Annotated in this window: 7 protein-coding genes; 5 read left to right on the top strand and 2 right to left on the bottom strand. The window is 64.0% G+C overall.

Annotated features, from left to right (window positions below; all coding sequences use genetic code 11):
• Positions 1-97 precede the first annotated feature (97 nt).
• The 4 genes from BN2475_RS31520 to rfbC all read left to right on the top strand — a co-directional run bounded on the left by BN2475_RS31520 (position 98) and on the right by rfbC (position 9,511).
• Positions 98-619: a GlxA family transcriptional regulator gene (locus tag BN2475_RS31520; RefSeq protein WP_245841712.1), complete on the top strand. Its 522-nt coding sequence runs from the start codon at positions 98-100 to the stop codon at positions 617-619.
• Between the two features lie 313 nt (positions 620-932).
• Positions 933-6,848, top strand: a complete 5,916-nt coding sequence (gene uvrA / locus BN2475_RS31515; protein ID WP_245841710.1) for an excinuclease ABC subunit UvrA — start codon at positions 933-935, stop codon at positions 6,846-6,848.
• A gap of 1,008 nt (positions 6,849-7,856) precedes the next feature.
• Positions 7,857-8,852: a GlxA family transcriptional regulator gene (locus BN2475_RS31510; RefSeq protein WP_094783289.1), complete on the top strand. Its 996-nt coding sequence runs from the start codon at positions 7,857-7,859 to the stop codon at positions 8,850-8,852.
• 107 nt (positions 8,853-8,959) lie between these two features.
• Positions 8,960-9,511, top strand: coding sequence for a dTDP-4-dehydrorhamnose 3,5-epimerase (gene rfbC, locus BN2475_RS31505; RefSeq protein WP_094783288.1), 552 nt, complete (start codon positions 8,960-8,962; stop codon positions 9,509-9,511).
• A gap of 275 nt (positions 9,512-9,786) precedes the next feature.
• Here the strand turns inward: rfbC and BN2475_RS31500 are convergent, their stop codons facing one another.
• Together BN2475_RS31500 and BN2475_RS31495 are read right to left on the bottom strand one after the other, a co-directional pair.
• On the bottom strand, positions 9,787-9,948 hold the full coding sequence (locus BN2475_RS31500) for a DUF1328 family protein (protein ID WP_094783287.1): 162 nt from the start codon (positions 9,946-9,948) through the stop codon (positions 9,787-9,789).
• 361 nt (positions 9,949-10,309) lie between these two features.
• Positions 10,310-10,726 (bottom strand): diacylglycerol kinase, encoded by a 417-nt coding sequence (locus tag BN2475_RS31495; protein WP_094783292.1) that lies wholly within the window; start codon positions 10,724-10,726, stop codon positions 10,310-10,312.
• A 350-nt stretch (positions 10,727-11,076) separates the two neighbouring features.
• On the opposite strand from BN2475_RS31495, the gene bcsB reads away from it, so the two are divergent.
• Positions 11,077-13,464, top strand: a complete 2,388-nt coding sequence (bcsB, locus tag BN2475_RS31490; protein WP_094783291.1) for a cellulose biosynthesis cyclic di-GMP-binding regulatory protein BcsB — start codon at positions 11,077-11,079, stop codon at positions 13,462-13,464.
• Positions 13,465-13,726 lie beyond the last annotated feature (262 nt).

Below are 13,726 nucleotides of genomic sequence, written 5' to 3'. Positions count from 1 at the left end.
TTTTTACACGGCCTCGGCCGCAACGGGAATTCTGAATGGCAGGCGCGCCACCACGCACTGGTGTCGTAGCGATCAGTTCAGGCGCGAGTTTCCACAGGTGCAGCTCGACGCCGATCGTATCTATGTGAATGACGGCCATTTCTGGACCAGTGCCGGTATCAGTGCAGGCATTGACCTGGCGCTCGCGTTGATCACCGATGATCTTGGCGAGCGTGTCGCACGTGCGGTGGCCAGGCAGCTTGTCGTCTACTATCGGCGCCCCGGAGGGCAGTCGCAATTCTCCGCGCTCATCGAGATGGGCAGTGCCCGGGGGCGCTTCAAACTGCTGCTGGATCACGTGCGTCGAAACCTCGGCGCGCCTCATCGCGTAAGCGATCTGGCCGGGCAGGCTTGTATGAGCCCGCGCCACTTCGCGCGTGCCTTCCAGGCCGAGACTGGCCTTACGCCAGCGAAGGCTGTCGAAAAGCTGCGTGTGGAAGCAGCGCGTGCAGCGCTTGAAAGCGGCGCGACGTCGCTGCAGTGCGTGGCGAACGAGTGTGGTTTCGGCGATGCTGAGCGCATGCGCCGCAGCTTTCATCGGCTGCTGGGTGTGTCGCCATCGACATTGCGTGCGCGGTAAAGCCGCCGACCGCCGCTTCAGCCCATGCAACCCACGCAATCAACGCCGGCATAGGCACCGTCTAATGCAGCGGGCGCGGCAGTCCAGCCAATTCCGCGCATTCGAGTCCGGCTAACCCTGCGCCAAGTCCAGCCAATTCTGTTTCCCTGCGGCAATCGGCAAGCGTAACCCCGCCGCGTCATGGAAAACTGTATAAACATACAGTATAGTATCCCGTTGCAAGCTGGGCTTCGGCACGTTTGGCGAGTTCGCCGCGCGTTCGCCGCCGCCCCGGCTGCACCGAACTTGCGCGGTCGCGAGGCGTCCGTGAGAGGTGGCTCACTCATTCAGACGGTCGGAAAAATTGTCATCTAACGGCACTATCAAGATTCGCGGCGCGCGCCAGCACAACCTCAAAAATGTCGATCTCGACGTACGAACCGGCGAAATGACGGTCGTCACCGGGCCGTCCGGGTCCGGCAAGTCGAGCCTCGTGTTCGACACGCTGTACGCGGAAGGGCAGCGGCGCTACGTCGAAACCTTCAGCGCCTACGCCCGGCAGTTCCTGGACCGCATGGACCGGCCGCAAGTCGACCGGGTGGACGGTGTGCCGCCCGCCATCGCGATCGACCAGACCAACCCGGTGCGCAGCTCGCGCTCCACGGTCGGCACGATGACGGAACTCAACGATCATCTGAAGCTGCTCTACGCCCGCGCGGCCGAACTGTTCGATCGCAAGACCGCGTACCGGGTGCGGCATGACACGCCGGAGACGATCTACGCCGAGTTGCTCGAACGCACCGCGCAGCACGAGCCGCGGCTCGCCGTCACGTTTCCGGTCGAGTTGCCGGAGTCCGCGTCCGCGCAGGAAGTGGAGCAATGGCTGTCGGCCAGCGGCTATACGCGCGTGCAGGCGCAGCGCGAAGTCGATTCGCCCACCGGCAAGCGCAAGCTGCTCGACGTGGTGGCCGACCGCTTCCGGCTGCGCTCGGTCGACAAACAGCGGGCAATCGAGGCAATCGAGGCGTCGCTCAAGCGCGGCGGCGGGCGCGTCAATATTTACGTGCTGCCGGCGACGTCGGACGGGGCGGGCGGGCAAGACGCCGAGCCACAGATCTGGCGTTTTTCCACTGGCTTGCACGGTCCGGAAAGCGACCTGCGTTACGCGGATCCGCAACCGGCGCTGTTCTCGTTCAACTCGGCCTACGGCGCGTGCGAGGTGTGCCGCGGGTTCGGCCGCGTGATCGGCGTCGATCTCGGGCTGGTGATTCCCGATGCGCGCAAGACGCTGCGCGACGGCGCGATCAAGCCGATGCAAACGCCTGCGTGGAAGGAATGCCAGGACGATCTGATGCGCTATGCGGCCAAAGCCGATATCCGCCGCGGCACGCCGTGGGGCGAACTGACGGACGCCGAGCGCGACTGGGTCATCAACGGCTCGCCGGACTGGAACGGCAAATGGCAGAGCCAATGGTACGGCGTCAAACGCTTCTTCGAGTATCTCGAATCCAAAGCGTACAAGATGCATATTCGCGTGCTGCTGTCGAAATACCGCAGCTACACGCCGTGCGAAACCTGCGGCGGCGCGCGTCTGAAAACGGAATCACTGCTGTGGCGCCTCGGCAGCAAGGCGAACGCCGACGGCGTCCTGCCCGTCGCGCAGCGCTTCATGCCGCGCGGCGTCGCATGGACGCGCGCACAGCTCGAAGCGTTGCCGGGCCTGACCGTACATGACCTGATGCTGATGCCGATCGAGCGCATCCGCCGCTTCTTCGACGAGATCACGCTGCCGAGCGCGTTGCTCGACGACGCGCTGAAGCTGTTGCTCGCCGAAGTGCGCACGCGCCTCAAGTATCTGTGTGACGTCGGCCTCGGCTATCTGACGCTCGACCGGCAAAGCCGCACGCTTTCGGGCGGCGAGGTGCAGCGTATCAACCTGACCACGGCGCTCGGCACGTCGCTGACCAAAACGCTATTCGTGCTCGACGAGCCGAGCATCGGCCTGCATCCGCGCGACCTGAACCGGATCGTCGAAGCGATGCATCGGCTGCGTGATGCGGGCAATACGCTAGTGGTGGTCGAACACGACCCGTCGGTGATGCTCGCGGCGGATCGGCTGATCGACATGGGCCCGGGGCCGGGCGAGCGCGGCGGCTCGATCATTTTCGACGGCGCGCCCGAGGCGATCCGCGCGTCCGGCACGCTGACCGGCGAGTACCTCGGCGGCCGCCGGCACGTGGCGGACGCGGCGCACTGGTCGCAGCGTCCGGTCGACGCCAGCACGCCGCGCATCGTGCTCGCAGGCGCGACTGAACACAATCTGTGCGACGTCACTGTTGAAATTCCGTTGCAGCGGCTCGTGTGCGTGACGGGCGTGTCGGGCTCCGGCAAATCCACGCTGTTGCAGGACGTGCTGTATCCGGCCATGGCGCGGCACTTCGGGCTCGCCACCGAATCGCCCGGCGCGTTCCGAAGCCTGAGCGGCGCGGACCAGGTCACCGACGTCGTGTTCGTCGACCAGTCGCCGATCGGCAAGACCGCGCGCTCCAATCCGGCCAGCTATGTCGGCGCGTTCGACGAGATCCGCAAGCTGTTCGCGAAAGCGCCGCTCGCGCAACAACGCGGCTACGGCCCCGGCATGTTCAGTTTCAACTCAGGTGACGGCCGCTGCCCGACGTGCGGCGGCTCGGGCTTCGAGCACATCGAAATGCAGTTCCTCAGCGACGTGTACCTGCGCTGTCCCGATTGCGACGGGCGCCGCTATCGCGCGGAACTGCTCGAGGTGAAGATCGGGCGCGGCGAGCCGGAGCGTGCGTTGAGCATTGCCGACGTGCTGGAGCTGACCGTCAGCGAAGCCGCCGCCTATTTCGCGCAGGACGCCGAAGTATTGCGCGTGTTGCAGCCGATCGTCGACGTCGGTCTCGAATACGTGAAGCTCGGCCAGCCGGTGCCGACGCTGTCCGGTGGCGAGGCGCAGCGGCTCAAACTCGCGGGTTTCCTCGCGGAGTCGGCGCAGGCGCGCAGTGCGCGCAGCGCGAAGCAACCGGTCGCGAAGCGCCTGTTCATGTTCGACGAGCCGACCACCGGCCTGCATTTCGACGACATCGCCAAGCTGATGCAGGCGTTCGGCAAACTGCTCGCGAGCGGTCACTCGCTGATCGTGATCGAACACAATCTCGACGTGATCCGCGCGGCCGACTGGCTGATCGATCTCGGTCCCGAAGGCGGCGACGGCGGCGGCCGGGTGCTGTGTGCCGGCACGCCGGCCGAGGTCAGGCAGTGTGCGCAGTCGCATACCGGCGCGGCGCTGCAACAGTACGACCGCGCGATGAGCGCGGCGGCCGCATCGGCGGCGCAAGGCATGCCGCTGCAAAAGGCGCTGAGCGCGGCGCGTGCGCGCCGGGCGATCGAAGGCGAAGACGTGGTGCGCATCGTCAATGCGCGCGAGCACAACCTGAAAGCGCTCGACGTCGATATCCCGCACGGCAAGTTCAACGTGATCACCGGGGTATCCGGTTCGGGCAAGTCCACGCTCGCTTTCGACATCCTGTTTCACGAAGGGCAGCGCCGTTATCTCGAATCGCTGAATGCTTACGCGCGTTCCATCGTGCAGCCGGCCGGGCGGCCCGAGGTCGATGCGGTGTACGGTATTCCGCCCACCGTCGCGATCGAACAGCGGCTCTCGCGCGGTGGCCGCAAGAGCACCGTGGCGACTACGTCCGAGGTGTGGCATTTCCTGCGCCTGCTCTATGTGAAGCTCGGTCTGCAGCATTGCATTCACGACGGCACGCCGGTTGCGTCGCAAAGCGTCGAATCGATCGCGGCGCAGTTGTTGCGCGATCACAAGGGCCAGCATGTCGGTTTCCTCGCGCCGCTGGTCGTGAACCGCAAGGGCGTCTATACGGATCTCGCGAAGTGGGCGAAAGCGCGCGGCAATACGCACCTGCGCGTGGACGGCGAGTTCATGCCGGTGGACCCATGGCCTAAGCTCGATCGCTTCCGCGAGCACACGATCGAATTGCCGGTAGCCGATCTCGTCGTGTCGCCGGATCAGGAAGCCGAATTGCGCGCGGCGCTCGACCAGACGCTGGAAATCGGCAAGGGCGTGATGCATCTGCTGGCGCCGCTCGACGGTTTGCACGACGCGATCAGCGGCGGCCACCCCACCGCCAGGCTCGGCGCGGTGAAGGTGCTGTCCACGCGGCGCGCGTGTCCGGTGTGCGGCACGAGCTATCCCGAACTCGATCCGCGCATGTTCTCGTACAACAGCAAACATGGCTGGTGCACGACTTGTGTCGGCACGGGCTTGTCGCTGACGCGCGAGCAGCGCGCCGCGTACGACGACACCATCATCGTCGACGACAATCGCGGCCGCGAGCAGAGTCTGCCGTCGGAGGAGCAGGAGCCCGAAGGCCTCGTCGACGAACCGTGCCCGGATTGCGCAGGCACACGCCTGAACCCGACCGCACGCGCCGTCACGTTCAACACGCACGCGATCGTCGATGTCGCGCAATGGACCGTGTCCGATACGCGCGCATGGATCGAAACGTTGGAGATGACCGGCCGCGACGCGGAAATCGCACGTGACGTGCTCAGCGAAATCCGCAGCCGCCTGCAATTTCTGGAGGAAGTCGGGCTCGGTTATCTGAGCCTCGATCGCGCGGCGCCTAGCCTGTCCGGTGGCGAAGCGCAGCGCATCCGGCTCGCCGCGCAACTCGGCAGCAATCTGCAAGGTGTGTGCTACGTGCTCGACGAGCCGACCATTGGTCTGCATCCGCGCGACAATCAGATCCTGCTGAACGCATTGCGCAAGCTGGGCGACAAGGGCAATACGCTGGTGGTCGTCGAGCATGACGAAGACACGATCCGTCGCGCCGATCACATCATCGACATTGGACCGGGCGCGGGTAAGCGCGGCGGCACGCTGATCGCGCAAGGCGGTGTGGCCGACCTGTCGGCGCAACCGGATTCGCTGACTGGACAGTATCTCGCGCAGCCCATCGTGCATCCGTTGCAGCCGCGCCGCGAGGTGGTCGCGCAGAGCAAGCGCGCGGCCGCGGTGCCCGAAAACTGGCTGACCGTGCACGGCGGCAAGCTGCACAATCTGCGCGACGTCACAATCGGTATTCCGCTGTCACGGCTGGTGGCGGTGACGGGCGTCAGTGGTTCCGGCAAGTCGACGCTGGCGCGCGACGTGTTGATGGCCAATCTGCTGGATGCGGTCGGTCGTTCGGTGCTGTCGTCGCCGGCCACGCGGCGAGCGCGTGCCGCGGCCGAGGAAAAGCCGGCCGCGAACCGGCGCGCGAGTGTGCTGGCGCGCTCGGCGCCGCGTGCGCCTCTGAACGTGACGCATGTATGGCAGGGCTGCGATTCGATCACCGGCTGGGAAAGCATCGACCGCGTGCTCGAAGTCGATCAAACGCCGATCGGCAAGACACCGCGTTCGTGTCCCGCCACCTACATCGGCGTGTGGGACGCGATCCGCAAGCTCTTCGCGGGTACGCTCGAAGCGCGTGCGCGCGGCTACACGGCGTCGCGTTTCTCCTTCAACACCGGCGAAGGCCGTTGTCCGGCTTGCGAAGGGCAGGGCGTGCGCACCATCGGCATGAGTTTCCTGCCGGACGTGAAGGTACCCTGCGATGTTTGTCACGGGCAGCGCTTCAACCCGGAGACCTTGGCGGTCACGTGGCGCGGCAAGAACATCGGCGACGTGCTGACCATGGAAATCGATGAAGCCGTCGAGTTCTTTGCGCCGATCTCGAACATCGCCCATCCGTTGCAACTGATGAAAGACGTCGGCCTCGGCTATCTCACGCTGGGTCAGCCGTCGCCAACGTTGTCGGGCGGCGAGGCGCAGCGGATCAAGCTCGTCACCGAGTTGAGCAAGGTGCGCGACGACATCACGCGGCGTGGCCAGAAGTCGCCGCACACGCTCTATGTGCTGGACGAACCGACCGTCGGCCTGCATATGGCGGACGTCGCGAAACTGATTCGCGTGCTGCATCGTCTCGCGGATGGCGGTCATAGTGTCGTCGTGATCGAGCACGACCTCGACGTGATCGCCGAGGCGGACTGGATCATCGATCTCGGCCCCGAGGGCGGCGTGGGCGGTGGCGCGGTGGTCGCTGCTACGGACCCCGAAGGATTGTCGCGCATCGTGGCCAGCCACACCGGCGCGGCACTGCGGCCGGTGCTCGCGCGAACGCGGAATAGCGCAGCCGTGGTGGCGAGCGAGGGGACGCACGGTTGACGCAGTGTCGGCGCAATGATTTGCGCCGACACTGTGCGTTACCGCGGCGGCCGACATGCCCAACGGTCGCGCCGCCAGCTGGACTAAGCTGTTTTATTTTTGCGCAATGCTCATGAATGGCATTGCTAAACAATCGGTTGAGCGGTGGGTTGGAAGTTAAGACACCTAATCAATTGGATTGAAAAGGCGTGCACTGCTGCCGCGCCTCGGACAGATCCTGAATGAAAGAAAGTCGCCGCGGGCATTTGCTGGGCGCATCGCATCGTAGAGATCGGCGATTTCGAACCGCATTGCGCCGCGCGCAATGTCGATGCGAACCGCGGGATGAAATTGTGCTCATGAAGAACGATTCCGGACTGCCGATTGCTGCGCTGCGTCTAATCGTCTGATGTCCGGCGTTTACGTACTGAAAAAACGCTATAAGTCAGACGTAAAAGGCCTCCGATGTTTCAGAATCGAAACATTTCTGGATGGTCCGCAAATCCGCTTTGAAATCATTAATTGCGTTAATCGCGGGATATCAACGCGCGACGCTAATGATCCGGTGGATAAATTCCCAATTTGCGAATAAATGCCAGATTGAATGGTCATTATCCGGAAATTTTCGAGTTCAGGTTTGAAACATTTTGCGCTCTCGTCGAGACCGTATGAATGGTGCAGGTTTGAGTGCTTCGCAGTATCGGAAGATATCTGTGAAAGTGTGATGAAAAGAAGGCTGTGGCGGGTTTTGTGGTGCTGTTGCGCTGCCGGCACAGGTCCGCGGCATTGTCGCGATGCGGCATCAGCGCGTTGTCATGGGAAACACACCGTAATGGTTTTTCGTCATACTTTCTGATTTTCCATGCAATTTGTTTTTCAAATTTACTATGGCGTTCCAGTCGGCTAATATCGTGATTAATCCGTTAAGCGGCATGGCCGGCGGTTTCAGCCGTAATAAATGACTCGTTCATATCAGTCGGCTAACGGGGGCAGCGGGGTCTACAACGTATCACCGTTTGAGGGAAGATCATGCCGCACATGCACCTTGATACTGCGAGAATCACGTGGCTACACACGCCCACGTTGAACGTTCGTACTGCAGCGCGGCGAATCGGCGTGCTGCTGTTCGACGGCTTCTGGCTGTTAGGACCGGGCACGGTGGTCGAGATGTTTCAAAGTGCCAACGAACTCTCTGGCTCGCGAGCCGGTGAAGAGCCGCCCTACGAAGTGCAATTCCTGTCGATGGAGGGCGGCAGTGTCGCCAGTTCCTCGTCGGCGCGCATCTGGACCGATCGCATCGACACACGCTTTAGCGGCGGTTTCGACGTCTTGTTTATCGCCGGTGGCTACGGCGCGCATGCGGCCGCACGCGACGAACGGTTGCTCGGCTGGCTGCGCGCGGTTCAATCGCGCACCCGCGCGATCGAAACGATCGGCGAGGGCCGGCTCGTGCTGGAAGCCGCCGGGCCAACCGACCATGACGGGCTGCAGATGAACCGCTATCTCGGCGGTGTCGCCGGCGAGGCCGCGTTCAGCGCCGCCAACGATCGGCAAGACTGCGCGCGCAGCGCGCTGATGTTCATCAAGCGCGATCTTGGCGCCGAACTCGCGCGCAGCGTCGCCGATCGCGTCATGCCTGGCATGGCTGCCACGTGGGTGCCGCTGCCGGCAGAAGGTGGCACGCTCAGCGTGGCCGAGAAAATTCGCGCCGCGGCACGCTGGATGGAGGCGAACTGCGACCGTCCGGTGTCGGTGGCCGACGCCGCGCAGATCGCCGCAATGAGCGAGCGCAATTTTCTGCGCCGCTTCAAACATGAAATGCACGTCACGCCTTCCGACTACCTGCTGCAAGTGCGGCTGCGCATTGCGTGCAACTTCCTGACCGAGACTGAATTGCCGGTCGACAAGATCGCGCGACGCAGCGGCACCGGCAACGGCGATCGTCTCGCGAAGATATTCCGCAAGCGCATGGCGCTTTCGCCCACGGAGTATCGCGCACGTAGCAGGATGACCAGCGAGGCGTAACATACTTGCAGGCAGGCGCCCGACGACGCGCCTCATCGCTGTTGAACGCGGCGGCAATGGCGGCCGTCGTATCTTCGCTGGCCAGCCTTCTTACGAGCGCGGTAGCAATGGGCAACAAGGTAATGGCGACGGCATTGCCGGATGTGAAACTCATCGAGCCCGAGGTGTTTAGTGACGAATTCGGCTTCTGTTTCGAGAGCTTCAGCGCGGACGAGTTTGCCGACGACGTCTCGCAAGGTTTCAATTTCGTGCAGGACCGTCACTTGCGCGCAGTGCATCGCGTATTGCGCGGCCTGCACTATCAGGTCCAACGTCCGCAAGGCCGGCTGATACGCGTGATTCGGGGCGAAGTATTCGATGTCGCCGTGGACGTGCGGCTCAATTCGCCGAACTTCGGCAAATGGAGCGGCGAGTATCTGAGCGCAGACAACCAGCGGCAAATCTGGATGCCACCAGGCTTTGCACATGGCTTCGTGGTGCTATCCGACGTCGCCGAGTGCGTGTGGAAGACCACCGAATACTGGTTCCCCGAACTCGAACGCTGCATCTTGTGGTCCGATCCTGACATCGGGATCGAGTGGCCAATCGAATTCGGCCCGATCCTCGGCACGAAGGATGCCGCAGGTCGGCGCCTCTACGAAGCGGAAAACATCGCCTGAATTCCATGTGAGTTTTTACGACATTTTTTTGTTGGAACGCGGAGGCAGGCGGCGTGCCACGATGCAGCAATCTGCTCTTGTCGACTACGTGCGTCGTGGTGTCGGCTAAGTCAACTCGACGCGCTTGAGCGCACACATGAGCACGGCGCATTCGCAAGTCATGAAACCCGATGCGGTCAGCAACAATTGCAATAGCGTGCGGCAAGTATTGCAACGACGTGCCACGGTCCGCATCGGGGGTAGGGTGCTTGTCGGCGACGCGCCGACTGCGTCGGTCAGCGTCGGATCACGCCCATCAGCAGGGTGACGAGGAAGATCACCGCGAAGATGAAGAACAGCACTTTGGCGATTTCCGCCGCACCTGCGGCGATGCCACCAAAGCCGAACACAGCGGCGATGATCGCGATAATAAAAAAGATTGCAGCGTATCGAAGCATGGAGCCTCCCACCGGTGGATTGCTGGATTGACGTGAAAGCGGCGACTCGTTGTGGGCACCGTGTGCTTTGACGGGTTATTTGCCGGCGAGCGGAATACAGCAAGGGGTGTGCCCACGTCCGAACGAGCACGCGGGCTCTCTGGCCGCGGGACGTTGTTTTGCACCGCCCGCGGAAAACCATCACTACCGTGAGATAGCGATTTCAACGCGCCGGTTTTTTGCGCGGCCTTCAGGCTGCATCGCATTGCAATCGAGTGCCCGAAGCCGCCCGCCCGCGAGGGCAGTGCGCTAACGTTTGCGAGCTGCGCGATCCGTCACGCGGCGAAGCAGATCGTACGGACAACGTACGAGCTTGCCGTTGCTAGCCACGCAGCCAGTGATAGACGATCGGCCCGCACAACACGCCCCACGTGAGCGCGCAGATCAGCAGCGCGATCATCACGGCCGCACTGCCGCAGTCTTTCGCGCGCTTCGAGAGCTCATGACGTTCGAGCGAAATCCGGTCGATGGCCGCCTCGATGCTCGAATTCAGCAGCTCCACCAGCAGCACCAGCAGCACCGACACGATCAGCAAGACGCGCTCGATCGCGCCGACCGGCATCAGCAATGCGCCCGGCAGCAGGATCAGCGCGAGCGCCGCCTCCTGACGGAACGCGCTCTCCTGTCGCAACGTCGCGACGAAGCCGTCGCACGAGTGCCGCAACGCGAACCACGCACGCAGAGGACCGCTACGTTTTACCGTAGTGCAGGCCGGAGAAGACTCGTTCTGATGGCTCATGATTTCGATGTTGTCGGGAAGCCGCAGCATGCCTCAAATGTCACAGATTGTCAGATTTTTATGCTATCTTTGCGCCGCGCCAAACGGGGCAGATATGCCTGCTCGACTGGCGACGGAATCGCAACGAGCCACTTGCATGTCGTGCTGGCTCCGTTCCATATATTGGGCACTCCCGTCGCCGTGCCTCGTCCCTCAAGATTTCGCCAGATCTTCCGATGTACAGGGCAGGAAACCGCGGCGCGCTCACCTGGCAATCCGTTTCCCAATTCCGCATGCTCATGCGGCAGACCGAATGCGCACAGTGCCCGCCTGACGGGTGGACGGCCGAGGTCAAACAAGCTGATCTGTTTATGAAACCTGTCGTGTCGTTGTGCCTTTCGCTGACCGCAGCGGTCTGCGCTCTGTCTGCCGCTGTGTCATTCGCCGCACCGTCGGAATCTTCTGCCGCATCTGCGCGTGTAGCATCGTCGCCTGCCGCGAATGCCGCAGCGTCGGCCGCGCTTGCGTCGGTTGCCAGCGGTGCGAACGCGGCGCATGCCATCAGTGCCGTGAATGCCACGAATGCCGCCAATGCCACCACCGCCTCGGCATCGAGCATAAACGGCTCGACTACCACGCACGTGTCGTTCGCCGCGCTCGGCGCATATCAGCCGCTCAATCTGCGCGGGCTCGAGGACGCGCGCACTGTCAGCGTCGGAGTGCGGCTCGACCGCGTGGTCACTGCGGCGCGCCTGCGCCTGCGCTACACGTATTCGCCGGCGCTGGTGTTTGCGCTTTCGCATCTGAAAGTATCGATCAACAACGAAGTGGTCGCGACCGTGCCGTTCGATCGCGAGCATGCCGGCCAGATCGTCACGCAGGAGATCGCGCTCGATCCGCGTTTTCTTACCGACTACAACCAGCTCGGTCTGCGCCTGATCGCGCACTACACGCTCGACCATTGCGAAGACCCGGACAACACGTCGCTATGGGCCGACGTCAGTCCGACGAGTGAGCTGATTCTCGACACCGCGCCGATTCGTTTGCCCAACGATCTCGCACTGTTGCCCGCGCCGTTTTTCGACCGCCGCGACGCGAGCCGCCTGCGCTTGCCGTTCGTGCTGCCGGCCGCCGCCGACAACGCGACGCTGCGCAGCGCCGGCGTGCTCGCATCGTGGTTCGGCGCGCAGGCCGACTATCGTCAGGCGCGCTTTCCGGCATTGTCCGCGTTGCCGTCCGACGATCACGCGGTGGTGGTCGCGCGCAGCGCGCAATTGCCCGCCGATCTGAAGCTGCCGCCCGTGAACGGCCCGATGCTGATGGTCGCCGACAATCCCGTCGCGGCCGGCAAGAAGCTGCTGATCGTGACCGGCCGCACCGCCGCGGAAGTCGACGCGGCCAGCGCCGCGCTGGTGCTCGGCACGACCGCGTTAGCCGGGCCCGCCGTGCAGATCCGCGAGGTCGACATCGGTGCGCCGCGCAAACCGTACGACGCGCCGCGCTGGGTGCCGGTGGATCGTCCGGTCGCGTTCAAGGAATTGATCGACGATCCGAACCAGTTGCAGGTGCGCGGTAGCTCGCCGGACGCGATCCGTCTGAACCTGCGCGTGCCCGCCGATCTGTACTCGTGGAATGGCGCGGGCGTGCCACTGAATCTGAAGTACCGCTACACGGCGCCGACAGTGCAGAACAACTCGGCGCTCGCCGTGCAGATCAACGATCACCTCGTCAAGTCGTACCGGCTCGCGCCGGCCAGCGCCGACGACGCGCAAGGCCGTCTGCAACTGCCGGTGCTGTCGAGCAGCGGCAATCGTTCGAGCAGCGCGCTCGACATTCCCGCTTTCCGTGTCGGCAGCTCGAACCAGTTGCAGTTGCGCTTCAATCTGGATTCGCAGAAGACCGGGCTGTGCCAGGGCGTGGCGTCCAACCCGGTGCAGGCCGCGGTCGATCCCGACTCGACGATCGACTTCTCGGACTTCGTCCACTTTGCGCAGATGCCGAACCTCGCGTACTTCGCGAACAGCGGCTTCCCGTTCACGCGCTACGCCGATCTTGCGCAGACGGCCGTAGTGATTCCCGAGAACCCCGCGCCGCAGGAACTCGAAAGCATGCTGACGATGCTCGGTCACATGGGGCAATGGACCGGTTATCCGGCGCTGCGTGTGCAGATCGCGCGGCCTCGCGAGCTCGCGCAGTTGACGGGCAAGGATCTGCTCGCGATCGGCGGCAACGGGTCGGCGCCGCTGCTCGCGCGCTGGCGTCAGGCGCTGCCGTTGAGCATCGGCGAGGGCTCGAACGATGCCGCAGCCGACAACCCGATCACCCACGCGTCGTTTTCGGTGCAGGAGCAGTGGCGCAACGGCGCGCATCTGCCGGCTGGCAGCGCGCGTATCGAGCGCGATGGTCCGCTCGCCGCGCTGATGGGTTTCGAACTGCCGGGCAGCAAGGGACTCAGCGTCGTCGCGCTGAACGCCACCGATCAGCAACAGTTGTCGCGATTGCTCGACATGCTCGAAAAGCCGGATCGCGTCGCGCAACTGCAAGGCGACGTCGCGTTGCTGCGCGGCGGCGTGGTGGACAGCATGCGCGTCGGCGAGCCGTATCTGGTCGGCTATGTGCCGTGGTATGCGCGGCTGTGGAGCAAGGCGATCCAGCATCCGGTGTTGCTGGGCGTGCTCGGCGCGCTGGCCGGGCTGCTGCTGGCGATCGGCGCGTTCACTGCGTTGCAGGAACTGGCCGCGCGGCGCCGGGGAGTCTGACGCGATGGCGTGGGTGAAGCACGGCGCGCCGCTGCGGTGGCGGCGATGGCGGCGGGGTCATGCGTCGGTTGACGCGGGCGGGTTGCCAGGCCTCGGCTTCGTCGCGCTCGTGGCGAGGGTGGCGGCCGTCGCAACGGCGGTTGCGTTGGCGTCGACGTTACTGATCGCGCAACGCGCGAGCGCGGCTGAACAGCTGCGCCCGGCGTCCGCCACATCCGCCACGGCCCACGCAGCTCACGTAGCCGACGCAGCCCACGCAGCC

The sequence above is a fragment of the Paraburkholderia ribeironis genome (genome assembly GCF_900019265.1).
GTDB classification, from domain to species: Bacteria; Pseudomonadota; Gammaproteobacteria; order Burkholderiales; family Burkholderiaceae; genus Paraburkholderia; species Paraburkholderia ribeironis.
This window is presented reverse-complemented; position numbering and strand designations above follow the sequence as displayed.